The 26,014-nt window shown below is 35.8% G+C and carries 20 protein-coding genes and 1 pseudogene; 4 read left to right on the top strand and 17 right to left on the bottom strand.

All coding sequences use genetic code 11. From position 1 onward, the window contains the following. Positions 1-130: 130 nt before the first annotated feature. A pseudogene (locus tag ACZZ9T_RS05090) lies at positions 131-1,317 on the bottom strand (endonuclease/exonuclease/phosphatase family protein). 245 nt (positions 1,318-1,562) lie between these two features. On the opposite strand from ACZZ9T_RS05090, the gene ACZZ9T_RS05095 reads away from it, so the two are divergent. Both ACZZ9T_RS05095 and ACZZ9T_RS05100 read left to right on the top strand, forming a co-directional pair. Then, positions 1,563-4,427 carry a carboxypeptidase regulatory-like domain-containing protein gene (locus ACZZ9T_RS05095; protein ID WP_463441192.1) on the top strand — a complete coding sequence of 955 codons (2,865 nt, stop codon included), beginning with the start codon at positions 1,563-1,565 and terminating at the stop codon, positions 4,425-4,427. A 25-nt stretch (positions 4,428-4,452) separates the two neighbouring features. Beyond that, positions 4,453-5,850 (top strand): M949_1556 family lipoprotein, encoded by a 1,398-nt coding sequence (locus tag ACZZ9T_RS05100; protein ID WP_463441193.1) that lies wholly within the window; start codon positions 4,453-4,455, stop codon positions 5,848-5,850. 131 nt (positions 5,851-5,981) lie between these two features. On the opposite strand, the gene ACZZ9T_RS05105 is transcribed toward ACZZ9T_RS05100, so the two are convergent. The 5 genes from ACZZ9T_RS05105 to ACZZ9T_RS05125 form a co-directional block, all read right to left on the bottom strand. Then, a complete protein-coding gene (locus tag ACZZ9T_RS05105) occupies positions 5,982-6,452 on the bottom strand; it encodes a DUF6702 family protein (protein ID WP_463441194.1) in 471 nt (156 codons plus the stop codon). Positions 6,453-6,511: 59 nt separating this feature from the next. Continuing rightward, entirely contained in the window at positions 6,512-7,264 is a 753-nt protein-coding gene (locus tag ACZZ9T_RS05110) for an LOG family protein (protein ID WP_463441195.1), read from the bottom strand. Between the two features lie 4 nt (positions 7,265-7,268). Then, entirely contained in the window at positions 7,269-7,982 is a 714-nt protein-coding gene (locus ACZZ9T_RS05115) for a nucleotidyltransferase family protein (RefSeq protein WP_463441196.1), read from the bottom strand. Between the two features lie 83 nt (positions 7,983-8,065). Continuing rightward, complete coding sequence (locus ACZZ9T_RS05120; RefSeq protein ID WP_463430289.1) at positions 8,066-8,476, bottom strand: RapZ C-terminal domain-containing protein; 411 nt, start codon at positions 8,474-8,476, stop codon at positions 8,066-8,068. Between the two features lie 62 nt (positions 8,477-8,538). Further along, entirely contained in the window at positions 8,539-9,558 is a 1,020-nt protein-coding gene (locus ACZZ9T_RS05125) for an aminoglycoside phosphotransferase family protein (protein WP_463441197.1), read from the bottom strand. Positions 9,559-9,608: 50 nt separating this feature from the next. Here ACZZ9T_RS05125 and xrtF point away from each other — a divergent pair, with 50 nt between their 5' ends. Together xrtF and ACZZ9T_RS05135 are read left to right on the top strand one after the other, a co-directional pair. Then, positions 9,609-10,139 (top strand): exosortase family protein XrtF, encoded by a 531-nt coding sequence (gene xrtF / locus ACZZ9T_RS05130; protein WP_463441198.1) that lies wholly within the window; start codon positions 9,609-9,611, stop codon positions 10,137-10,139. Then, positions 10,126-10,563, top strand: coding sequence for an exosortase F system-associated membrane protein (locus ACZZ9T_RS05135; RefSeq protein ID WP_463441199.1), 438 nt, complete (start codon positions 10,126-10,128; stop codon positions 10,561-10,563). The genes xrtF and ACZZ9T_RS05135 overlap by 14 nt, the downstream gene beginning before the upstream one ends. 42 nt (positions 10,564-10,605) lie before the next feature. Here ACZZ9T_RS05135 and ACZZ9T_RS05140 read toward each other — a convergent pair whose 3' ends face one another. The 11 genes from ACZZ9T_RS05140 to rnhA all read right to left on the bottom strand — a co-directional run bounded on the left by ACZZ9T_RS05140 (position 10,606) and on the right by rnhA (position 25,975). Next, entirely contained in the window at positions 10,606-11,628 is a 1,023-nt protein-coding gene (locus tag ACZZ9T_RS05140; RefSeq protein ID WP_463441200.1) for a cation diffusion facilitator family transporter, read from the bottom strand. A gap of 52 nt (positions 11,629-11,680) precedes the next feature. Continuing rightward, complete coding sequence (locus tag ACZZ9T_RS05145) at positions 11,681-12,673, bottom strand: aspartate-semialdehyde dehydrogenase (protein WP_463430293.1); 993 nt, start codon at positions 12,671-12,673, stop codon at positions 11,681-11,683. 109 nt (positions 12,674-12,782) lie between these two features. Beyond that, positions 12,783-13,220: a hypothetical protein gene (locus ACZZ9T_RS05150; RefSeq protein ID WP_463430294.1), complete on the bottom strand. Its 438-nt coding sequence runs from the start codon at positions 13,218-13,220 to the stop codon at positions 12,783-12,785. A gap of 83 nt (positions 13,221-13,303) precedes the next feature. After that, a complete protein-coding gene (locus ACZZ9T_RS05155) occupies positions 13,304-15,952 on the bottom strand; it encodes a TonB-dependent receptor (protein WP_463441201.1) in 2,649 nt (882 codons plus the stop codon). A gap of 209 nt (positions 15,953-16,161) precedes the next feature. After that, the gene (nadC, locus tag ACZZ9T_RS05160) at positions 16,162-17,022 is read right to left on the bottom strand and encodes a carboxylating nicotinate-nucleotide diphosphorylase (RefSeq protein ID WP_463441202.1); all 861 of its coding nucleotides are present in this window, start codon (positions 17,020-17,022) and stop codon (positions 16,162-16,164) included. 71 nt (positions 17,023-17,093) lie between these two features. After that, positions 17,094-18,167, bottom strand: a complete 1,074-nt coding sequence (locus tag ACZZ9T_RS05165) for a PDDEXK nuclease domain-containing protein (protein WP_463441203.1) — start codon at positions 18,165-18,167, stop codon at positions 17,094-17,096. A gap of 53 nt (positions 18,168-18,220) precedes the next feature. Next, complete coding sequence (gene nadB, locus ACZZ9T_RS05170) at positions 18,221-19,792, bottom strand: L-aspartate oxidase (RefSeq protein ID WP_463441204.1); 1,572 nt, start codon at positions 19,790-19,792, stop codon at positions 18,221-18,223. 31 nt (positions 19,793-19,823) lie between these two features. Next, the gene (locus ACZZ9T_RS05175) at positions 19,824-20,453 is read right to left on the bottom strand and encodes an NAD(P)H-dependent oxidoreductase (RefSeq protein ID WP_463441205.1); all 630 of its coding nucleotides are present in this window, start codon (positions 20,451-20,453) and stop codon (positions 19,824-19,826) included. Positions 20,454-20,581: 128 nt separating this feature from the next. Beyond that, positions 20,582-22,843 (bottom strand): T9SS type B sorting domain-containing protein, encoded by a 2,262-nt coding sequence (locus ACZZ9T_RS05180; RefSeq protein WP_463441206.1) that lies wholly within the window; start codon positions 22,841-22,843, stop codon positions 20,582-20,584. Between the two features lie 232 nt (positions 22,844-23,075). Further along, positions 23,076-25,328 (bottom strand): T9SS type B sorting domain-containing protein, encoded by a 2,253-nt coding sequence (locus ACZZ9T_RS05185; RefSeq protein ID WP_463441207.1) that lies wholly within the window; start codon positions 25,326-25,328, stop codon positions 23,076-23,078. Positions 25,329-25,498: 170 nt separating this feature from the next. Then, positions 25,499-25,975, bottom strand: a complete 477-nt coding sequence (gene rnhA, locus ACZZ9T_RS05190) for a ribonuclease HI (protein ID WP_463441208.1) — start codon at positions 25,973-25,975, stop codon at positions 25,499-25,501. Positions 25,976-26,014 lie beyond the last annotated feature (39 nt).

Raw genomic sequence — 26,014 nt, forward strand, 5'->3', positions numbered from 1 at the left:
AAAACCGATAAAATTTAATAAGCAGAGCAACAAAATTTAATGGAATTAGACAAAAACAATCATCATATTATATTTCTTATAATGATAGATTACATAAAAAAAGCACCCGATGAAGAGTGCTTAAGATGATTTATGGTTCTTTCTGTAAGACGACAAATGCAGGAAAGTGATCACTGTAACCTCCTGTAAATTGGTCGCCGTTCCAAGATCGGAAAGGATAACCTTTATAATTCCCTTCTTTGTTGATGAGATATGCAGGAGCGTAGACTTCAGCTTTGTAAACCGAATATTCTTTTGGATTTTTATCTAAAACTAAATTTTTTGATACAATAATCTGATCAAATAAATTGGGTGCGTCCTGGTAAGCTAAAGAAGCAATACCTTTCTTGTATAATGGATACATTAAATTAAGATACGGTTTTTCATCACTCAAATCTTTTTCGGTGGCTGCAGCTTTTAAATGATTTTTTAAACTTGCACTTACAGGATCATCGTTAAAATCTCCCATTGCAAAAAGTTTTGTCGCCGGATCTTCTGTTCGTATGCTGTCCATTTGTTGTTTTAATAATGCTGCGGCAGCATTTCTTTTAGGTAAAGAAACAGCCTCACCGCCTCTTCTTGAAGGCCAGTGATTCATAAAGAAAGCTACTTTTTCGTTATCTAAAATTCCAGATACTACAAGAATATCTCTTGTATATTCTCTTTTTCCGTCAGGACCATAAACTTTCAGTTCTTTTTTAAGAGAATGGGTTACGGTAAATCTTCTCTTTTGGTAAATCAGAGCAACATCAATTCCTCTGTAATCGTAAGAATTATAATGTATAATACCATAATCATATTTTGATAATGCAGGTTGCTTAACCAAATCCTGAATAACCTGTCTGTTTTCTACCTCAATGAGTCCTACTACAGCAGGTGCGGTTTTTGTGTATTGTGATCCTAATTCAGCAATTACTTTAGCTGCGTTTTCCAGTTTCTTGCCGTAGATCTTGGTGTTGTAATTTTTTCCGCTCGCAGGTGTAAATTCATCTGATCCGCTTTGGTATCTTACTGCTTTTTTACCCACCAGTAAGCCATCACTCCATTGTCCATCGTACTTTTCTGCTTCAGAAATTTAATAGAATCTAAAGGGATGCTTCTGTGGAATGCAGGATTGGTTTTGTCCTTAGTTCCGTCTATGTAATCAGCAGAACGAATAGTATCCCAAAGGTTTTCAACATTTAAAAAACCAACCGCAGCCACTCTTTTTACTTTTCCCTGCTGTGCAAAAGTCATTACTGAAAAAATGACTACAACCAGATTTAAAATTTTTTTCATCGTAGAATATTACATATTATTAATCTGCAAATTTACTTAATTTTAATTCATGCCATTTTAATTAAATGTAAATTTATCACCTGGATATTCATACCTTTTATGAAACATTATAGAAATTTAACAATGTTAAGAAATGATAATGTTAAAAAAATTATTAAATATAATTTTTTATTAAATTTGTGCCCCCAAAGTTTTTAACTTATTGAATACGAACTATTAAAACTATTAAAAAAGTATATACACGCATGATTAAAAAACTATCATTAGTCTCCTTATTTACTTTACTTCCTGCTTCTTTTTATTTTGCACAGACTACGGTTTTTGCATATTTAAAGGATGCGCAGGGAAAGCCTGTGGAGCAGGCTGAAGTAGATGTGAAAGGGGCAGAAAATGATGTGACGGCAGACAAGATTGGTTACTTCCAGCTTGTAGATGTAATGCCGGGACATTACCAATTGATCATTACAAAACCCAATTACGAAACAAAAGTAGTAGAGTTTGATGTAACCAGTGATGAGAAAAGGAAGGATTTGGGAGTATTTACTCTGAATTCTAGTCTCACAAGCGCAGATCAGGGCTTAGCGATTATTGAAAGCGATGATGATGAAGACAATAGTAGCCAGGCTTCTACGGTTGGTCTGTTACAGTCTTCAATGGATGTTTTCAGTAGAATTGCAGCGTTTGATTTAGGTTTCTATTGGTATCGACCAAGAGGGATCGATGGAAGAATGGGAGAAACGATGCTAAATGGAGTCTCTATGATAAAATCTGATAACGGAAACGTGGATTTTGGAAACTGGGGAGGTCTTAACGAGATCACAAGATACCCGGAGATTTCTCAAAATCATGCGCCATCAGAATATGCTTTTGGAGGTAACAGTTCTGTGATCTATAAGAATACCAAAGCGAGCGAATACAGAAAAGGATTTCAGTTTACGCAGTCTCTTACCAACAGGAATTACAGAAACAGAACATCGTTAAGATACAGCTCCGGAATGAACAGCAAAGGATGGGCATTTACTGTAATGGGTGCGAGAAGATGGGCAGAAGAAGGTATTCAGGAAGGAACTTTCTATGATGCTTACGGTGCTTATTTGGGGATCGAAAAAAAGTTTACAGATAAACACAGCATGACCTTCAACTTTATTGCTGCACCATACAGGAGATCCACCTCAAGCCCAAGTACACAGGAAGTATATGATTACAGAGGTGTACATTATAACTCTTACTGGGGATATCAGGATGGTAAGCAAAGAAGTGAAAGAGTAAGAAAAGGCTTCCAGCCAATTTTCCAGCTTCAGGATTTCTGGAAAATCACTCCAAAATCTAATCTTTGGACCTCTGTTTCTTATCAGTTCGGAAAAGATAAGGGTTCTCGTTTAGACTGGCAGAATGTACAAAACCCTTCACCTACCTATTATAGAAACTTACCTAGCTTTTATGATTCTTTAGATCCAAATGCTTCAGTCTTAGGACCAAATGGTGTAACAACAACCGCTCAGGATGCTTATCAGACTTCTTTAGCGGCATGGAATAAAGCAGATCCTAATGTTACGCAGCTCAATTGGGATAATCTATACCGAAGAAATATGCAGCAACCTGCAGGAAGCTATTATGGGCAAACAGGTAAAAGAGCTTTGTATTATCTTGTGAATGATGTAAGTGATGATAAAATCTTCAATGCTGCAACGCATTTTACTCACAATTTTAATGATACTACTAAATTTTTATTAAACTTATCTTACCAGAATTACCGTTCTGAGCAATACAGAGAAGTGAATGATCTTTTAGGAGCCGATTTTGTATTAAACCGTGATCCATTTGCAGCTACCAATCAGCCCGGCAAATCCGGCTTGTTCAATGAAGGTGAAGAAAATGTAACGAAAAAAGTAGGTGATAGAATGACTTACGATTACATTTTCAGAAGACAGGAAGTTAAAGTAAATCCTGGTATTAAATTTTCTACAGGAAAGTTTGATGTTTTCGTTTCTGCAATGGCAGGTTATTCATCGTCAAGCAGAGAAGGTTTATTTAATCATTATTTATACAAAGATTCGTTTGGAAAAGGTAAAAACTACAACTTCTGGAATTACGGTCTTAAAGGTCAGGCAGTTTATAAATTAGACGGAAGAAATTTCCTGGTTTATAACGGCGCTTACTTTTCACAGTCTCCTTATTTAGAAGATTTATTTATCAATCCAAGAGTCAATGGTTCTGTTGCTCCAAATGTGCAGAATATGGTAATTAGTGCTAATGATCTTAGCTATGTAATTTCCTCGCCCTTCTTAAAGTTAAGATTGACAGGTTATTTAATTAATTCAAGTAATGAAACAACCGTGCAAAGATTTTTTGCAGACGGAATCCAATTGAATAATTCAGATTCTGAGGGGAATCAAACGCTGGTTCAGAGTGCATTTGTAACTCAGGTGATGACCGATGTCAAAAGAAGAAATCTAGGTGCAGAGTTGGGTGTTGACGTGAAAGTTATTCCTACTTTGTCCTTACAGGGATTGGCGAGTATCGGGCAGTTTACGTATCAAAATGATCCTGTCACTTATTTTGCGTCAGATGCAACGGGAACATTTTCTAATGGTCTTTCTTATGTGAATTTAGGAAAAGCTTTTATTAAAAATTATCGACAGGGAGGTACGCCTCAGCAAGCATATTCAGTAGGGGCAAGATACAACTCACCGAAATACTGGTGGTTGGGAGCTAACTGGAATTATCTTGATGATAATTATCTTGATCCGTCTGCATTAGTAAGAACAGAATCTTTTATTCAGAACAACAACTCAGGAACTCCTTTTGCTGATCTTACAGAATCGGAATTAAGAAGAGTCTTAGAGCCTAATAAATTACCGTCAGCGTTTTTCTTTAATGTAAATGCAGGAAAATCTTGGGTCATTGGTAAATACTATGTGTTAATCTCTGCTTCTGTAAATAATGTATTTGATAATACAAGATATATTACAGGGGGTTTTGAGCAGACCAGAAATGCAAAATTTCCGGATTTCAGACAAGACAGTGACAGAGAATTTACATTATTTGCTCCAAAATATTGGTATACTCAGGGAAGATCATACTTCGTTAACTTACAATTCAGATTTTAAAAACTTATAATTAAAAATAATTAAGATGAATAAAAACAAATACTTAAGTATCGTAACAGGAGCTGCATTTGCTGTGCTTTCTATTACTTCTTGTGTGCAGAAAGATGAGTGGGAAACACCACCTATCAACTGTAATAATAAATTTGCAGAACCTACCATAACATTAGCAGCTTTTAAGGCTAAAGCTCCGGCTACAGGATATGTACAACTTCCGGGAGATAAAGATGAAATTTTTGATGGCTATGTTACCTCTTCTGACGAAAACGGAAACTTCTACAAAACAATCTCTTTTCAGGATAAGCCTGAAAATCCTACTGCAGCTTTACAGATTGAAGTAGATAAATCAAGTAATTATGCAGATTTTCCTGTGGGAGCACATATCAGAATCAATGCTAAAGGTTTAAGATTAGGAACAGATAGAGGTGTTGTGAAGATTGGTTCAGTAGATCCTTCTTTTGATATCGGAAGAATCCCGGGAGTGTTAGTGAGCAGATATGTTTCCGGAGTCTGTAACGGTAATGGTCTTGAGGTGGCTTCTTTAAAGCCTGTCCAACTTGCTAATTTAAATGAAGCAAAAGATGCGAAGTATATTAATATGCTTGTTACAGTTCCTAATGTACAGTTTGCAACTGGTGACATTTTGCCAGTGAACAAAACATTCATCGACTATCTTGTTGGAGCCGGAGTAGATACAGACAGAACTTTAGAAGATGCAACTGGAAATACCGTAACAGTAAGAAATTCTGGTTTCTTTTCAGAAGGTTCAAAACTTTTACCAAAAGGAAATGGGAATGCTACCTTCGTAGTAAGTCGTTACAATAGTAGCTGGCAAATGCTGATCAGAAAAACCAATGATCTTAATTTCGAAGGGGCAAGATTAGATGCTGCTCCACCAAAAGGCGGAACTGCTATTGCATTCTCAGGAAGCTTTCTTGAAAACTTCGAAAGTTATTCTTTGACGCCATCAAACTTAGAGGTTTATCCAAAATATGTAAACGATCCTTTATTTGGAAATCGTTACTGGCAATTGAAAACTTTCAGCAATAATAAATACATTCAGCTTTCAGCAAATGCTGGTTCTGGAAATTATGTAACTTATTTTGCTGTACCTATTGACTTTACAGCTGCAAATACATTTAAATTTGATGTAAATGTTGGCTTCTGGAATGGTAATGCATTGAAAGTTTATACAACAACAAACTATACAGCACTTGGAGATATCTCTGCAGTTACAAAAACAGATATAACTTCACAATTTACTATTCCTCAAACACCTCTTACCGGTTATGGTACATTAACCTCAGCGGGTACATATACACTACCATCTACTTTAACAGGTAACGGATATATTCTTTTTGAATATACAGGAACTACAGGTGGTATCACAACTACAATACAATTAGATAATATTCAGGCTCAATAATATTTAAATTTTAAATAGTTATAAGGCTGTCTTTCAATAGACAGCCTTTTTATTTATTCACACTGCGATTGATAACATAAAAAAAACCACCGCAAAAGCAGTGGCTATATAATTTAAGCTGTAAATTCTTATTAAAAAGAAACTTCGTTCATCTCTTTTCCGCGTTGGAAATTCATTGTTTTCTGAGTTCCTTTGTACGCAATATTTACAAGGTTGATTTGTTTCGGAAAAGCACTTAAAAGAAGACTGTTCTTGATCTTCAAAGTACTGATATCATTAACCTCGCTTGTCTCAAAATACACCCAAACCGTCTCTCCGCTTACCTGACTTCCTGTGAAAGTAAGGGTTTTAGGAGAACCATTTACATAAACATCAAAATTGTTGTTTACATATTTTTTTACTTCTGCTTCAAAACCTGCTGTACTGCGGTTGATTTTGATAGCATCCGAAATATGACTGGTATTCATTTTTGTGGTGAATTTCAAGGTCTTACTTCCGTCCACATAATCTACTTTCGTCATTGTAGAAAAGAAGTCCAAAGTCATAAAACTCATGAACACAAATAATGTTAAAATACCTGATATGTATAGTAGTTTTTTCATCTTAATTTCTTGATTGTTAATCATCTTAGTAAATATATTCTGCTCAAATATAATGCCAACTAAAAGTTAACATTTACGGAGTACTTGTCATAAAAAGACTTAATATGCGCTACAGCTTCGTCAGCAGTATCTACCACACGATAAAGGTCAAGATCATTTTCAGAAATCATTCCTTCTTTCAGTAAAGTTTCTTTAAACCATCCCAAAAGACCTCCCCAAAATTCTGAACCTACCAACACAATAGGAAATCTCCCTATCTTATTGGTTTGAATAAGGGTAATCGCTTCAGTTAATTCATCCAAAGTTCCAAAACCTCCCGGCATCACAACAAAACCTTGTGAATACTTTACAAACATCACTTTTCTCACGAAAAAGTAATCGAAATTGAGAGAGTACATTTTATTGATGTAAGGATTGAAATGCTGTTCAAACGGAAGATCAATATTTAAACCTATCGATTTTCCTTCAGCCGTGAAAGCGCCTTTGTTACCTGCTTCCATAATTCCGGGGCCCCCGCCGGTGATGATTCCGAAGCCTATTTTGGTGATTTTCTCAGCAATTTCTACCGCCATTTGGTAATATTTAGTTTCAGGCTTCAGTCTTGCAGACCCGAATATTGAAACGCAGGGTCCAATTTTCGCCATTCTCTCATAACCGTCCACAAATTCTGCCATGATTTTGAAAACCATCCAGCTGTCTTTCGTTACGATTTCGTCCCAGGTTTTTTGTCTGAAACTGTTATGTAATATTGATTCGTTGATATCTAATTCAGGATTTTGTAAACTTTCATCCCTGCTTCCTTCTATTTCCATTGTATTATTTAAAATATTTTTCGGCTTCAATTACAGATTCCGGTCTTCCCACGTCGATCAGAATGCTGTTGTGTATAAAGCCATGAATTTTTTCTGTGTGCATAATATCCAGATATTCCTCCATGATAGAAAATTTTCCGGTTCGTTTTATTTTATCAAAAATGGTAGGATTAATACAATGCACACCACTGAATGCATAAGGCTTAAAACCTTTATTAAACTCTGCAAGCCGCTGCTCTCCGGTTTGTACATTCAGCCAGCCTCTCAACACCATGCTATCGTTGAAGAGTAGCTTTCTTGAACTTTCTCTGTCTGATACTGCTAAAGTAGCAAAATCTTTCAGACTTTTGTGGTATTTTACAAAATCTGTGATATTGATGTTGGTTAAAATATCTGCATTCAGGATGATAAAGTCTTCTCCGTGATTTAGAAATTGTTTAGCAAAAACCAATCCGCCACCGGTTTCCAGAAGTTCAGCAGACTCGTTTGAAATCTCAATTTTGCAGTTGAAATTATTATTAATCTTTAAAAAATCGATGATTTGGTTGCCAAAATGGTGTACGTTGATCACAAAATCGGTAATTCCGAAACTTTTCAGATAGGTAATATTTCTTTCCAAAAGCGGAATGCCGTTCACTGTAGCCAAAGCTTTCGGATGATGATCTGTAAAGGGTTTTAGTCTGGTTCCTTTTCCTGCTGCAAAAATTAATGCCTTCATAATATGGGTAATGTGTAATTGGTAATCAGTGATTTTAAGATAGTGAAAAAGCAAAGCTAATATTACTTATTGCACAGTATTGATTACCTATTATTAAGTTGGTGCTGTTCGTCGTGATGAAGACTTATTTCTACCTGATTTCCGTATTTTTCCTCGATAAAATGGGCTATTTTTATGGCTGAATAAACCGATCTGTGCTGTCCGCCGGTGCAGCCAAAGTTAATTTGCAGATTTTCAAAACCTCTTCCAAGATAATTATCGATATTGATGGAAACCATGCTTTTTACCAATTCTAAAAATTGAGGCATATCCGTTTTTGTTTCAAGATATTCCTGAACCCCGATGTCATTTCCGGTCTGGATTTTATATTCTTCTACTCTTCCGGGGTTTAAAATTCCGCGACAGTCAAATGTAAAACCGCCTCCGTTTCCTGAATGGTCTTTGGGGATTCCTCCTTTTTTATACGAAAAACTGTGGATGTCTATGTGTAGCATATTTTTTTATTATCTAATTACTATTTTTTTAATCTGCGGAATGACAAAGATTGCGTTTAATCTTAATGTTTCAATAATTCTTTGATTTTCAATTTCGTTTTCTCAGAGCTTAGTTGCTCAATCACTTTTTTTAGCTCCGGATAATTTTTCATTTCTTCCCAGTTACTAGAAAATGCTGTTATATTTTCGATCCCTTTATCAATGCTTGCAACAAAATGTTTTTTTCTTTGAATCAATCCACGGAAGCCATATGCGCCAAGAACCTGTAGAAAACGCATCAGCTTAACGGGTTTTACCGAGTTTTTTAGTTGAAATCGAATCTCTTCATTTTCAAACTGTTGAATATAAAAATCAAGCATTTCATTGTTAAAGTCTTTCGGAAAATTAGCTTTAGCCTGAAATAAAAATGAGATAACATCATACATCAGAGGACCTTTCATCGCCGACTGATAATCAATAAACGAGACAGCATTGTTTTCATTTACCATAATATTTCTAGCCTGAAAATCACGAATCATTAATCCTTTTGGTTCTAAATTTCCGATGAGGTCAACGAGTTTTTTAAATTCTTTTAAGAGCGAAGATTTATGATATTCGAGTTCCAGAACATCAGCAACAAAATTTTTAAAGTAATACAAATCGTGCATAACAGGAAGCTCGTCGTAACTTTCATATTCAAAAGTTTGGGTATAATCAATTTGATTCTGCGTCTGAATTTGTAACTGAAAAAGTTTTTCTAAAGTCTGTTTCACCAAAGATTGAACGTTTACAGATAAATTTTCTTTAGTAATAATTTCCGAAAATGTATTTTCGCCCAAAAATTCCTGGATATACATTTTTCTGTCATCAGAAATCGTAAAGATTTTTGGTGTATTAAGATTTAAATCTGAAAAAACCTGTGAAAAATAGAGAAAACTTTCGTTTTCCGGAACATTTTCGTTGAAGGTGATGATGTATTTTCCGGTTTGATTTTGAGCCAGAAAATTGACTCTTGCAGAACCGCTTTGAGCTAAAGTGACAAATTGGGTTGATTTTTCGCCAAAATGGTTTTCGAAAAATATTTTTGCGTTTTCGGAAGTCATAATATGGTAACAAATATACTAATTTACGTCCGAATTTTTATCTTTGCAGTATGCTAAAGGACTTTAAGCCGGTTTTGGGTATTTTGCTGAGATTTATCATCATTTATGTGGTGTTGCTTTTTGCCTATCAGTTTTATCTCAACAGCTTTAAGACACAAGGTCTTGATCCTTATTCGAGGGTGATTGCCGATCATGTGATGTTCATTCAGAACAAACTCCATTTTCCTACGTTATTATACGATGATGTTCCTAATGAACAGGTCTATTTTTACGTAAAAGAAAAATACGTGACCAGAATGGTGGAGGGTTGCAATGCAGTTTCTGTAATTATACTTTTTGTGTCTTTCATTTTTGCTTTTTACAAAGGAACTAAAACTTTCATTTTTGTTGGTGTCAGTCTTTTAGCCCTTTATATCATGAATGTTTTAAGAATTGTAGGGCTCAATATTGTGACCCGAGATTATTCTCAATACAATAAGTTGGCTCACGATTATCTTTTTCCGGCGATTATCTACGGAAGTGTGGTGATTCTTTGGATGATCTGGATTAAATTTTTTGCTTTAAAAAATGAAAATTCTTAGTTGGTTTTTAGTCACAGCCGGTGTTTGCGGGCTTTTCGGGGTCAGAATGCTTGAAGATCAGATTTTCTATGATCCATTTCTGAATTATTTTCACGAAGCGAATAAAAATATTGCTTTTCCAAATTTCGAATGGGGGAAACTGGTTGTAAGTCATATTTTCAGATTTATTTTGAATCTTTTTTTCTCGTGTGTAATCATTCATTTTTTGTTTAGAAATAAAGAATGGACGATACAAGGTGCAATGCTGATTGGCATTATTTTTCTGATTACATTCCCAATTTATCTGTATTGTATTCATGACAGGTTTGAAATGGGCTATCTTTTTTCCTTTTACATGCGGAGATTTGTCATTCAGCCGTTGATTTTACTTTTGATCGTACCCTTGTTTTATTATAGAAAACAGGTTTTAGATAAAAGTAATTGAATCTTTTAGTTGAAATTGTCTTTTCTACACTCAATAAAAATATCAATTGACATGGTCACTTTGATTCAAAGACTCGTCGATGGTGTGTTTTTCTACTCTTGTTACGTTTTCGGCAGTCCATTCCACTCTTTTTATAAACGGCTGTTTTCTTACAGGGCAATCCATAATCTGACAGACCGGACAGGAAATAGGTTTACAGTCATCCATATGGAAATTGAATTCGACGGTTCTGGATGTGTTTTTTGCCAGAAGAAGGATGACGTTTTCCATCTCATTATGAGCTTCTCTTAGGCTGTAGTAGTAGGGAAGGGTGATGTGTGCATCAATGTGCAATGACGAGCCAAACTGCTGAATTTTCATATTGTGAATGTCTATCCATTCTGTTTTACGGTTGTCTTCAAGAAGTCGGATGATGTTGTTTAAGAGTTCAGGATCTTGTTCGTCCATGATTCCGCTTAATGCTTTTCGTACGATTTTATACCCTACAAAAATAATGTACCCTCCAAAAAGAAGAGCTACAACAGAATCTATCCAATAAATTCCTGTAAAATAGACGATAATTAAACTCAGTACGACTCCAAAAGTTGTCAACGTATCTGATTGCAAATGCTTTCCGGAAGCTATAAGTACGACAGAATTAACCTTCTTACCCTTCTGAATAGAGATGTATCCTAAAATATAATTAATGACAGCTGTTGTGGCAATAATCAAGATTCCCCAATTGATCTGAGAGATCACTTTTCCGGTCAATAAGCTGTTTGCTCCTTCATAGATGATCATGATCCCCGCAATAATGATCAATGCTCCCTCTATTCCTGATGTTACAAACTCTACTTTGCCGTGACCATACGGATGATCTTCGTCTTTCGGTTTTGCTGCTAAATATAGTGAATATAAGCCCATGAATGCACTAATAATATTCACGATGCTTTCCATGGCGTCAGAAAACACAGAATCTGAATCTGTGAGTTTCCAGGCAATGATTTTTGCCACAAATAGCGTTACGCCAATAAGCGCTATGATTTTTTGGAAGTTAATATTTTCTGCGTTTTTACTGCTTTTCATAGTTTGATAAAAAAAAGAATCTCTTTCGGAGACTCTTTTTATTTTTGTTAGTTTATACTAAGTTATTTGCTACCAAGTATTCTGCAATCTGTACTGCATTGGTGGCAGCACCTTTTCGCAGATTGTCTGCCACAATCCAGAGGTTGAGTGTTTTAGGCTGTGAGAGATCTCGTCTGATTCTCCCTACGAAAACTTCATCTTTCCCTTCAGAATATAAAGGCATTGGATATTCGTTGTTTTTAACGTTATCCATCACGATCACTCCGGGAGTTTCGGATAAAATTTTTCTTACTTCGTCCAGCTCAAATTCGTTTTCAAATTCGATGTTCACGCTTTCAGAATGACCGCCCTGTACCGGAACTCTTACGGCAGTTGCTGTTAAATTGAAGGTATCGTCACCCAAAATCTTTTTAGGTTCCTTCATTAATTTTATTTCTTCTTTCGTATAATCGTCATCAGAAAAAACGTCGCAGTGTGGCAAAGCATTTTTGAAGATCTGATAAGGGTAAACTTTAGCAACAGAATCATCACCGGATATTTCAGCATTCAGCTGATCAACGGCAGCTTTTCCTGTCCCTGTTACAGACTGATAGGTGGAAACGATTACTCTTTTTAAATCATATTTTTTATTCAGAGGACCTAAAACCATCACCAACTGAATTGTTGAACAGTTAGGGTTGGCAATGATCTTATCTTCCTTTGTCAAAACATCTGCATTGATTTCGGGAACCACTAATTTTTTATCAGGATCCATTCTCCATGCTGAAGAATTGTCAATAACAGTGGTACCTGCCTCGGCAAATTTTGGAGCAAATTCTAATGACGTATCTCCGCCTGCAGAGAAAATAGCGATTTGGGGTTTGGCAGCGATGGCATCTTCCATACTTACGATGGTATATTCTGCCTGTTTATACTTAACCTTTTTTCCGATAGATCTTTCTGATGCTACTGGAATTAATTCTGTTATCGGGAAATTTCTTTCCTCCAAAACTTTAAGCATAACCTGTCCAACCATTCCGGTTGACCCTACTACAGCTACTTTCATGTGAGAATACTATTATTTTAAGGATTATATTTGAATCGCTTTTGTTTCAAAAAAAATTTTTAGAATTGAGCGATTTTATTAAGTTGTATAAATTTGAAATCAATTTCAATTAAGCTCCGAAAAGTCTGTGCCACTGGAATGCCCAAAGCATTAATGCAATCGCAACAAAAGCTATGATTACCCAGCTCATCTGAATTTTATCGTTTGTTTTAAATTTTTTATTAAGAATGGTTAATAAAACTGCAGCAATAATCATTGCTGTAGGGTGTTCAACATAAGTGTTTCTGGAAACAGCATCTTTCATCAACGTACCAGCTTCTTTGGCTGCTTTGAAGCCGGGAGAAAAGAAGAACAGCATGATCAGTCCGATCAAAGCCTGGGTATGAAAGAATATCATGGTAAACAACGTAGATTTTCTTAAAAGCTTAGAGATTTTTCCGGAATATCCGAACATGGTTACCAAGAGTGCCACAACGAAAACTGCAGTAGCCAATAAGATTAAATAAGCAAAACCACGGTGCGCCTGAAGCATAAAGTTGAAATCCATAATATTTATTTTTAGTTAATTGCAAATATAAAAAAAATCCCGGCGATAAAGCCGGGATTTGGTATGTAATAAAAGTGAATTTATTAGAATCTAAACGTTAATGTTGTAGACCATGTTCTTCCGTAACCGAAGTAAACTTGGTTTTGTTGGCTAATTCCATTGTATTGCCCTGCTGCTTGATAAGCTGCAAATGCTGTATTTCCTGAAGTACCAGCTGCAAAGTTTTCTCTTGTTTGATTAGCATGTATATTTGTTGTAGCTTCTGAAATATATGTAGTATCAAATAAGTTATAAACGTTTGCTCCTATTGTAAAGCTTTGTCCGCTTTTCAATTTGAATACGTAAGATGCACCGATGTCAAATAAATGAAAGTCTGGTAATTCTAATGCTCCAAATTCTGTTGCTGGCGCTCTGAAGGTAGGTGTGTTTCTAGAATTGTCAAAATCATTTACGTTAAATCCAGCGTACAAATCATTTGCATATCTCCAATTCGCATAAAATCTTAATCCTTGTACTGGTTTTACAATCGCTGTGAATGAAGCGGTCATCTGCGCAGCATCACCTACTTTTACACCGTCTAATGCTAATGTTGCAGTGTTTGATCCTGGTGATATGTTGATAGGGTTGTTGTTTTCGTCAAAAGATGTACTAGACGCATCACCTTTATACTCCCAATTTCCCATAGAGAACATACCTTCTAGCTCAAGATATTGGCCAACTTTATAGAATCCTTCAAATTCAACTCCAGAGTGAACTTCGGTGATTCCGTTTACTTCTGCATAAGCATTTTGGAAGTTTCCTCCACTACCATTTGGAATTGTTAAACCAGTTCTTCTTTGGAATCTGTCTGCCCAAGAAGTTCTGTAAAGGTTAACATTAGCTCTGAAATTAGAAGATCTGAAACCGTAACCTAATTCTGCAGAGAAAATTTTCTCGTTTGTTAAGTTAGGATTTACTACTTGTTGATTATTTGGATAAACTGCAGTGAAAAAAGGTTGTCTAGAATAGTAACCAATATTTCCAAATACATTATGCTGATCATTAACGTTATAGTTTAAACCTCCTTTTACGTTATAACCTAAAATATCTTTAAATCCTGTTTTTGTGTTAACCACTTGGCCGGTTGTTGGATTTGGTTGTTTTGTAACCCCATCAACTACCCAGTTGTCAATTCTTTGGAAACCTTGATTGGATACAGATCCTTGTGCAAATGCAGAGATCTTGTCGTTTGAATATTCAACTTGTCCAAAACCTCCATACCATAAAACTTCGCCATCATAGTTTCTACTAGCGATCTGAGAGTCATCTTTAATCGCTTTTACAAAAGGATTTGCAGAAGGAAGTGCTTTGTATGCCTGAGTTACTGTATAGAAAGGTTGAGAATTTAAGTTCTGATTTTCACGGTATTCTTTGTTTCCTAAGAAATCTGAAACCACACCAGGGTGATAACCATAATAATACCTTGCGTCAATACCTACTTGGAAGTTCCAGTTCTCATTTACTTTATGTTGGAAATTAGATAAAATACCATACCAGTCGTGAGAGTTTACGTGTGCTCTTCTTACTAAACCGTTACTTCTTGTTGCAATACCCGGAGTTGCATTTGCTGGAGCTGCAGTACCGGCATTATTTGTGAAATCTGAAATAACAGCACCTTGATTCCATCTTACGATGTCATCCCATCTCATTTGTCCGTCAGCAGTTTTAGCAACGTTGAAAACTGTTTTTCCATTAATGCTTCCTAAAAAACCAGTTCCACCACCTCTACCCCAAGATCCATATCCTACGGTTGATAATTTTGATTTTTCGGAAATTTTCCAATCCCAGTTGATTGATGCAATTGGCTTTGAATAATAGTTTGTATTTGTAGAAAATTCTTCACCATTCAATAAACCCCAGTTTGAGTTGTATTTTCTATTAGGTTCACCATCTTTACCATATTTAATATAAGTTTGGATTGTGTTTGTGAAGTTTTGATTATGCCACTGAGGAGCACCTGTGAATGTAAACTGTAAATCATGTTTTTCATTCGGCTGATAACCCAAAGCAAAATAGTAGTTGTAAGATTCGAAATCTGTACCATTCGCATACATTGCTCCAGCGGTTCTTCCCATCAAGAATGAAGAAGACCATCCTGTTTTAGATTTACCAGTGTTGTAAGCAAATGAAGTTTTAAGATATCCATCATTAGCAATTCCCAATGTTACTATACCTTCTCTTCTTTTATCAGCAGCTTTAGTAATGTAATTCATAGTACCACCCACAGAAGCGATAGCCAATTTAGAAGAACCAAGACCTCTTTGTACTTGAATGTCTGAAGTTACATCAGAAAGACCAGCCCAGTTTGACCAATATACAGCTCCATTTTCCATGTCATTTACAGGCATACCATTGATCATTACAGCAGTATTGGAATTTCCAAAACCTCTTACTCTGATAACAGCATCTCCGAAACCACCACCGCCTTTAGTTACATACACTGAAGGTGTAGTGTTTAAAATTTCAGGAAGCTCTTGGTTACCCAATCTTTCAACGATTTGTGCAGCCTTAATGTTTGAGACTGCTACCGGTGTTTTTCTGTCTTTTGCAAGATCGGCTACACCTGATATTACAACGGTTTCAATATCTCTTGATCTTGTGTCAACAGTATCCTGAACTTGTTGTGCATAATAAACGCTAGCTGTAGAAAGTGTGATTACCGCAGTTAGCATCGATTTGTTGATTAATTTCATAATCTTAAGTTAGTTAGAATTAATTTTTTGCAAAATTCGACAAATAAACTTTAACTCTTATTAACTTAATATTAATTTTTAATCAGTCTTAATAATGATTAAGTTGTTGTTTTTCAATTAAATATATAAAATTTGGATTTTAACGTGAAAAAAATCATATTGTTTAATTTTTAACAAATACCACTTGTTTTTATCAAATATATAATGTTTTACATAACAGCCTTTAAACTTAAATCGATATTTTTTGCAGAATGTGTTAATGCTCCTGCAGAGATAAAAGTCACTCCTGTGGTAGCGATTTCTTTTAATTGATCTCTCGTAATTCCTCCCGATGCTTCACTCTCACAAGACCCATCTATCAATTTCACTGCCTGTTTCATAGTAGCAACATCCATATTGTCAAGCATAATTCTGTCAACTTTTGCATTGATGGCTTCCTGTACTTCTTCCAAAGTGCGGGTTTCAACTTCAATTTTAAGTTTTTTCTTAGTTTTTTTCACGTAATCTTTCGCCATTTTTACCGCATTGGTGATACTTCCGTTATAATCGATGTGGTTATCTTTCAGCATAATCATATCGTACAATCCGTATCTGTGATTGGTTCCGCCACCAATTGCCACTGCCCATTTTTCGCAAACTCTGAAATTGGGCGTTGTTTTTCTGGTGTCTAAAAGTTTAGTTTTGGTACCGATTAGTCTCGAATCCCAATCCTGAGTAAGCGTTGCAATACCGCTCATTCTCTGCATACAGTTTAAAACTAATCTTTCTGTTGATAAAATAGACCTTGCGCTTCCGGTGACGATGAATGCTACATCGCCAACTTTTGCAGTTTCGCCATCTTTGATGAATCTTTCTACTTTTAAATCTTTATCAAAGGCTTTAAAGATAATTTCTGCCAATTCGACTCCCGCCAAAATACAGTTTTCTTTCACTAAAAGTTTTGCACTTTGCTGCAAATCTTTAGGAATTGTAGACAAGGTAGAATGGTCACCATCCTGAATGTCTTCTTCTAAAGCATTCTTTATGAACTGTTTTAAAACTTTATCGGTTGCGTAGCTGGGTCTTTTCATATGTAGATATCTATTGTTTTTAAAAAGTCGTATGTTATTGCATCTTCTTCATAGGCATTCGTGTTTGCAACTCATAGCGATTTCATTGTTGTAATTTTTTTCAATTCTTTTTCTACATCTTCTATTGACGGAAGATGAGATTTAAAATTTTCGGGTAATATTTTCTTGAGTTCGTAAGAGGATATGCCCAAAGGCTTATGAAGATCTGTAAGAGAATATTCTGCGATGATTTCGTTTTTGTCTTTACAAATCAATAATCCTACCGTTGCGTTGTCGGTATTATCTCTCATTTGTTTGTCGACAGCAGTTACATAAAAATTCAGTTTGCCGGCAAACTCCGGCTCAAAATGTCCGGTTTTTAATTCTACCACGACATATCTTTTTAATTTGATATGATAGAAAAGTAAATCAATAAAAAAAGACTGATTGCCTACAGATATTTCCACTTGTTTTCCAACAAATGCAAAACCGCTTCCTAGTTCTATCAAAAATTTTGAAATATTTTCAGTCAGGGCATTCTCCAGCTCTCTTTCTTTATAGTTTTCTGTAATGTTCAGAAAATCAAAAATATAGGGGTCTTTCAAGGTTTCACGCACTAGATCGCTATCGTAATCAGGAAGTGTTTTTGAAAAATTGTTGATCGCCTTTCCTTGACTTTCAATCAATTTACCGGAAATCATATTGAGCAGAACAGCACGGCTCCAACCACTTTCAATGGTTTTTTTGATATAGAAATAAGCTTCTTCTGAAGTCTTACATTTCGTCATTAATGTTATATGATGTCCCCACGGAATTAGAAAGATATTTTGTGATAAAATATCATTTTCCAAATCGTCAATAACTTGTTGACGATTTCCCATGTCTTGATTATAAAACAAATAGAATCTTTTGCAATACTTTAAATTGCTTTCAGAAAGTCCTTTTATTTCTGGAAATTCTGTACGCAAGTCTTTGCTTAATTGTGAAAAGAAACCAGAACCATATGTGTTTTCAAAATTTCTTTCTATAATTTCCTTTCCCAAATCCCAATACATTTCTATCAAAGCAGAATTCACCTGAATTGCCGCTTTGATTTGGCTTTGCTGGATTTTCTGTTTTAAATCTAAAATCCAGTTGATGTACTGCTCGTTTTTTTTCTCTAGCATTGTGAAAAAATAGCTATGATTTTTTGTGTTTTATTTTATGAAGGCAAAAATGTTTAAACTAAATCTTTATTATAAAATGCTCCTTTATTTTGAGTCATTTCCATTGATTGGGTAATAATCAAATGTGCAACGGTAGTTAAATTTCTTAATTCTGAAAGCTGAGGTGATAAAATAGAGTAGTGGTAAATTTCGTCAACAGCAGCAGCAATTTCCTGATGTTTCTGAAGAGCCATTTTTAATCGTCTGTTGCTTCTAACAATTCCTACAAGATCGCTCATCATTTCCTGAAGCTGTTTTCTAAGATAAGAAACGATGACCATCTCATCAATAATTTTCATTCCTTCTTCATTCCACTCAGGAACTGCTTTCAAATCATCAAAATTAAAGTGGTTTTCGTTTAAGAGTTCTACCGTTTTCATGGCAGCATTATGACCAAAAACCAAACCCTCCAATAAGGAATTGGAAGCCAGCCTGTTGGCGCCGTGTAATCCGGAATTGGTGCATTCTCCTACTGCAAATAAATTATTGATTGAAGATTGCCCGTCTTTATCAACTTCAATACCTCCCATTAAATAATGACAAGCCGGAACCACAGGAATTAATTGCTTGAATGGATCAATGCCTTCATCCTTACATTTTTTATAAATATTGGGAAAATGTTCTAAGAATTTTTCGTGACTCATTCCACGGCAATCAAGACCTACAAATTCATCTCCAGTAACTTTCATTTCGGCATCAATTGCTCTTGCGACAATATCTCTGGACGCTAATTCTTCGCGTTCATCATATTTATGCATGAATTTCTGACCTTTTTTGGTTCTCAGTTTTGCGCCATCACCACGCACTGCTTCAGAAATTAGAAATAACATTCCGTCAAGCTTGCTGTATAATGCAGTAGGGTGAAACTGATAATACTGCATATTGGTCACTTTACCTTTCGCACGGGCAACAAATGCGATTCCGTCTCCGGTTGCGATGGTAGGATTGGTGGTGTTTTTATATACATGACCGGCTCCGCCAGTTGCGGCCAAAGTGATTTTTGAAGTAATTTTCTTAATTGATTTAGATTTTTCATCTAAAATATAGGCACCGTAGCAATTGATTTCGCCTTCATTAAGTTCTTTTCCCGGTACGTGGTGCTGGGTGATAATGTCGATGACATAATGATGATCCAGAATTTCGATATTTGGGCTGCTTTTTGCAGTTTCCAGTAGAGCTCTTTCGATTTCGAAACCTGTAATGTCTTTATGGTGTACAATTCTGTTTTCGGTGTGGCCGCCTTCTCTTCCTAATGTGAATTCTCCGTTTTTTTTGTCGAAGTTGGCTCCCCATTCTACAATTTCATTAAATCTTGCGGGTGCTTCTCTTACCACCATTTCTACAACATCTCGTTTGTTTTCACCATCTCCTGCACGCATGGTGTCCTCAATGTGTTTGTCAAAATTATCATTTTTAGAATCTGTAACAACTGCCAAACCTCCTTGTGCATATTTGGTATTGCTTTCATCTTCGTCAGATTTTGTTACAATGATTATTTTGGCATCGGGAAGCTGTTCTGAAATTTTTATGGCATAAGAAAGTCCGGAAATTCCGGAACCTATAACTAATACATCCGCTCTTATCATATAGTTGCTTTAAGACAATCGTCTAAAATAATTAAATAAATTTAAATAATTTTTCGTTTGGTTTTCTTACTTTTTTCAGGTGTTGAAATTGATCTTCATCAGATCGGTAGCCTAAAGCAAGAGTCACCGTCACTTTTTCTTTTTCAGTATTAATATTTAAAACATCCTCAATAACTTCCTGACGGAAGCCTTCCATAGGGCAGGTGTCTACATTTTCTAAGGCTGCGGCATATATTAAATTTGCTAAAACGATGTACGATTGCTTTTCTGCCCAGTTGAAAATTTCATCCTGTGTCTTTTGAACAATGTGTTGATTAATACTTTTCTTAAATAAATCCAGACTTTCTAACGGAATGTCTCTTACCTCAGATATGTGACTAAAATATCCGTGGATATACTGGTCATCAACGGTTTTTTTTGAAATTATAACAGCCAGATGCGAGCATGTAGAAATTTGCGAAGGATTGTAAAATGAGGGAATCAGTTTATGCTTCATCTCTTTACTTTCGACGACTATAATTCTGTAGGGCTGCAAACCCTGTGAACTTACTGCCATTTTTCCCGACTCAAGAATATTGAGAAGTGTCTCCTGCGGAATAATTAATTCGGGGTTAAATTTTTTTACAGAATATCTTCTGCTTAAAGCTTCCAAATAATTCATAAAGACAAATTTAAGAATTGAATGTGAATAATGAGAGTTTTGTGCCGAAATATCTGTTTTTAAATTAATCAATAAAAATCACTCCTTTTTAGGGGAGTGATCAAAAATATAATTAAATATGAAAAAAATTATTCTCTGTTTTTTACCATGATCCACCCCGAGAATTTTACAGGTGTTTTGGTTTTGTTATCTTCATTCCAGGTTACAGAATACCAGTAGCTTCCGGTTGGGACTTTTCTGCCATTGGCGGTTCCGTCCCAAATATATCGGTTGGTTTTGTCACCTTGATGAAGTTTTGTACCGTATCTGTCGAAAACATTAAAGGTTAAATCTAATTTTCCTGCCAATGCAGAGTAATCGATGAAGTCGTTTTGTCCGTCTGAGTTTGGTGTAATTACGTTAATTAAATTAGGGACAGTAACGTTTACGATGATAGGTTCACATTCGTAAATATCTCTTACGTAAATTTTATACATCCCTCTGGAAATCCCTGTGAATACATTAGAATCCTGCCAGTTGACATTGTCAAGAGAATATTGATAGGAAGGGGTTCCTCCATTTACATTAACCGTGATTGTCGTATTTGATATATCAATGTACGTTACCACTGGTTGTTCAGAAGCATATACTTTTACAGTTTGCGTGGCAATACAATCGCCTGTTTTTAGTTTTACCCAATAGGTACCTACTCCTGCATTGGTAATGATTTGTGTCGTTGCGCCAGTACTCCATTCGTATCCGGTAAATCCGGATCCTGCATCTAAAGTTGTTTTGTCTTCTATACAGATTATCTTATCAATCAAAGTTGTAGAGTAGACCGGCGGAATCACAATTAAATTTACTTTAGCAACTGTAAAACAGCCAGCTCCATTGATGACTCTTACATAAACAACACCGTTGGGTGCCGTGTATGATGTAGGATTGGGAATTTCATTTGTTGCATTGACTGCATCTGTTAATGATGGATAGTATTTTTTAGTTGTCCCCGCTTGTAAAGTTACATTAGCATTCGCTAAATTGAATATACCTAATGATGGATTATTAGGCTCAGAACAAACTCTTAAAGTTGCATCGTTGACAACCACAACCGGAGAAGTATTAAGTGTGATGATTGCATTGTCTACACAACCCTGCGCTGTTGTTACTTTTACGTGAATAGTTGTACCCTGTGCGGCAGAAAAGGCTGCAAAGTTGGTAATCTGATTGGTTCCTGCATTCAGGTCTGCAAGAGTAGGATAGTATTGTTTGATAACATTAGGTAATGTTGTTATGGCGGCATCATTTAGATTAAATATTCCAACACCTGCATTGTTGTTATTGCATTCAGTAAGAGGAGCATCTGTTGCTTCAAACGGAGTTGGATTTAAAATTATTCTGGCATCTCCATTGTCACATAATGTAGAGGAAGGGTCTTTGATGACTACCGTAATTGTGGTATTTCCGGTATATTGAAAATTGCTGGGAGTTGTAATTGGGGTAGAACTTCCCAAAACATAGTACGTAATGATGTAATTGCTAGGAACATTTACAAATTGTGATGCGTAAGATGTCAAATCCACAAAACCATTTCCTGTAGAGGGATTGGTGCATACGAATGGGGTAATGGTACTTTGTAAAATAGGTACTTTATCAATGAATATTTTGGCATTTTTAATTGAGTGTCTTGCACTCGCAGCTCCTGTTCCCGATGAAAACCCGAAATATCCGGTTGTCATTCCGATGGCTCCGCCTGATGGCGCAAAAGATTGATTGGTGATTACTACGCCGTCTATCCTGATCTGGATGATCCAGTTATTGAGGTTAGCCGGATCGACTTGTCCGTTTACCTCAACGTGTTTGTAATTTGTGCCGACAAAAGGCTGTGTAGCCTGTAGATCAGGAGAGTGAAATGAGCTCCCCGCAGTCGTATTGTATTCTATGTTTGCGTTTCCTGCCGGTACATTGTTGGTTCCGTATAAAAGATGAACTTTACTCATTTGTCCTTCAGTAGTATTGTTGAAGATATCAAAAGCCACCATCAATCCGTTTGCATTAGCCGGTATTCCTAAACCTCCTCCTGTTGTAAATGCGGTAGGTGGGTTTGAAAGATACCAGAACGTCAAACCGTCACCTCTTCCGTATGCTGTGGTTCCGTTTCCATCAATTCTGAAATCAAATTCAACTTTCCATTTATCACAATATTTTAAATTGATAGGATCTGAAAGTTTTATTGCTCCGAACTGGCTCGTTTGATCTGCTGTAAGTCTTATGAAGTCTCCACTTACAATAGCCGAAGGTACAATATCCCAGCCTGTAGTATTCACAGGATTTCCGGTAAGCTGATACGTCTGGGCAGAAATGTTTAGGAAGAATAAGAATACAGAAAAGTGAAGTAGTAGTTTTTTCTTCATTTTATTAAATTTAATATGGTGATTAGTTTATTTTAAAATTCTCTTAATCATTAATCATCGGTTCCTGTTTATAATTAATTATATTTTTGCAATAATGTGATGATTTAAATTATTATCTATTATTGATAGTTTTTTATATAATTTTCATTAAAAAGCACAAATCAGTTTTGTTTTTCTCAGGCAGATCTTACAAAAAATCACTCCGAAATGGAGTGATTTTTATTTGTGAAAATTATTCTCTGTTTTTTACAAGTACCCAGCCGTTATAATTTGTTTGGGTGCTGTTTTTATCGTTTTCGTTCCAAGAGATTGTATACCAGTATGTACCTGTTGAGATTTTCTTTCCGTTGGAGGTGCCATCCCATTTGAAGTTTCTCAATTTGTCAGCTTCATACTTTTTATTTCCGTATCTGTCATAAACAATAAACACAAGATTTTTCTTGTAAGCCAAAGCGCTGTAATCAATCATATCATTCACGTTATCTCCGTTTGGAGTTATAACATTGAGGAGATTTGGTACGGTGATCTGTATTTCAACAGGCTCGCAATTATAAGAATCTTTTACAAAAATTTTGTTTTCACCTCTGGGTAATCCTGTGAAAACATTAGAATTTTGCCAGTTTGTACCATTTAAAGAATATTGATAGGGCGCAGTTCCGCCAGTAGCATTTACAGTGATCGTATTGTTGGTAATGTCAATACTTGCGATCACAGGATTTGCTGCTGCTTTTACATTCACCACCTGGAGTGTGTAGCAGTTTCCTGTTTTTAGTTTTACCCAGTACATTCCTACAGCAACGCCTTGTATAGAAGAAGTTGTTGCACCGGTACTCCATTCGTATCCGTCAAAACCTTGTCCCGCATCAAGCGTAGTTCTGTCATCTATGCAGATTATTTTATCTTTCAAAACAGAAGATTTCACCGGAGGTGTTATTTTGAGTGTAATTTTCTTGATGATAAAACAGTTGCTTACTGAAGCAATCACTTTCACAAAAACTTCTGAATCTGAAGAAATATAAGCGATAGGATTTAAAATTTCATTAATTCCTGCTAATGCATCAGTTAAAGAAGTGTAAAATTTCTTCGTAATGCCTGCATCTGAAGTTACATTGGCTGAAGTTAAATCAAATAACGCTGTTGCAGTATTTGTCGCAATAAAACAGGATTGTAATGTAGCATCCGTTACTGCAGGAAGCGGTAGAAAGTTTAAAGTAATTTGCGCATTACCGGTACATCCTTGGGGAGTGGTAACTTTTACATAAACTATTCCCGGTGCAGAAACGTAAGCGGTAGGATTTGTGATCTCGTTGGTTCCGGCATTCAGATCTGCGAGTGTTTTAAAATATTTTTTCGTAATTCCCGGTACAGTACTTACATTGGCGGTAGTGAGATTAAATATTGCTGTTGTAGCATTGTTATTATTGCATTCAGAAATTGTTCTGTTACTAGCCGTAAAAGGAGATAATGTCAGTAGAATCTGACCATCTGGATTATCGCACAAAACTCCTGAATTATCCTTTATAGATACGCTTACCGTAGTGTTTGCGTTGAACTGATAATTTGTTGGATTGGTAATTGGTGATCCTCCTGCAGAGTAGGTGAAAGTATAGTTTGCAGGTGTTGTAACAAATTGTGAATTAAACGATGTTAAATTCGTTGTAGCAAATCCGGTCGAAGGATTAGGGCAAAAAGACTGTGTAACAGAAGGTTGTAAAATACTTACTTTATCGGTATATATTTTTACGTTTTTAATAGAGTGTCTTGATCTGTTTCCTCCCGTAGAAGCAGAGAATCCAAAATATCCGACAGTCATCGCCGCCGCTGCGCCAGATGGAGCAAAAGACTGATTACAGATTACTGTACCATCAATTTTAATCTGTATAATCCAGCTGGTAGGAGCAAGAGGATTTACTTCTGCTGTCACTTCAACATGCTTGTAAGTAGTTCCCTGAAATGGCAATGTCGTATTAAGATCTGCTGAATGGAAAGAACTTCCGGCAACATTGAAAAACTCAACATTGTTCAGATCGGTTGTATTCACTACCTGTCCGTAGGCAACATGTACTTTACTCATTACTGCTGTAGTGGTATTGTTGTAAGTGTCAAAACCTGCAACAAGACCAACGGCATTTTGTGAAACTCCAAGTCCTGATCCCAATACACTTGCAACAGGCGGATTGGCTAAATACCAAAAAGCAAGGCCGTCTCCGTTAGCTGTTTGGTTAGAATCCATTCTGAAATCAAATTCCACCCTCCATTTGTCACAGAATTTCAGGTTAATGGGCTGGTTCAGCCTTATAGAACCAGACTGATTATTGGTATCTGGAGTAAGCTGTATAAAATCAGTGTTTACAACTGTTGGTGCAACCATAGTCCATCCCGTTGTAGTCACCGGATTTCCTGTAAGTTGATAAGTTTGGGAATATGTTTTCCCGAAAATACAAAATAGAAGTAAAGTAAAATAAAACAGTAAATTTTTATTCATTTAATCAGGATATTTATTTAGACGTGTAAAGATATTAAATCCTGATTTAAAAATGTGTATTTAATGTTAATTTAGCAAAAAATAATGAATATATGGTAAAATTTATTGTATTTTTAAAAGAAATAATTAGAATAGTAATGTAAAGCTCGAATTATTCAAAATTTAATAAGTTAAAACAGAGAATTGCTTTCCAAATTTTCAAAGTATGCGTCAACCTCAAGATTGGTAGAATTGGCAGCGGCTACGGCGAGTTTGTCGCAAAGTTCATTTTCAAAATGTCCTGCATGTCCTTTTATCCAGTGCATTGTAGGATGATATTCATTGAAAAGCACTAAAAAACGTTTCCACAAATCAGGATTTTTTACATTCTTCCAGCCTCTTTTAATCCAACCTGCAAGCCAGTTTTGATTGATAGCATCAGAAACATATTTGCTGTCTGTGAAGACATGAATGTCATTTTCATTTGATTTTAATTTTTCCAGTGCGGTAATTACTGCCAGCAATTCCATTCTGTTGTTGGTAGTTTTGCGAAAACCTTTTGAGAATGTTTTCTGGTAATTTTTTTCGGGTACTTTCATGACAATACCGTATCCGCCTTTTCCCGGATTTCCGCTGCATGCACCGTCTGTGTAAATTTCAATTCTCAAAATGTTTAGACCGAGGTTTAGTGTTAGGAAAATATGGAG

The organism is Chryseobacterium sp. AC417 (assembly GCF_979258215.1).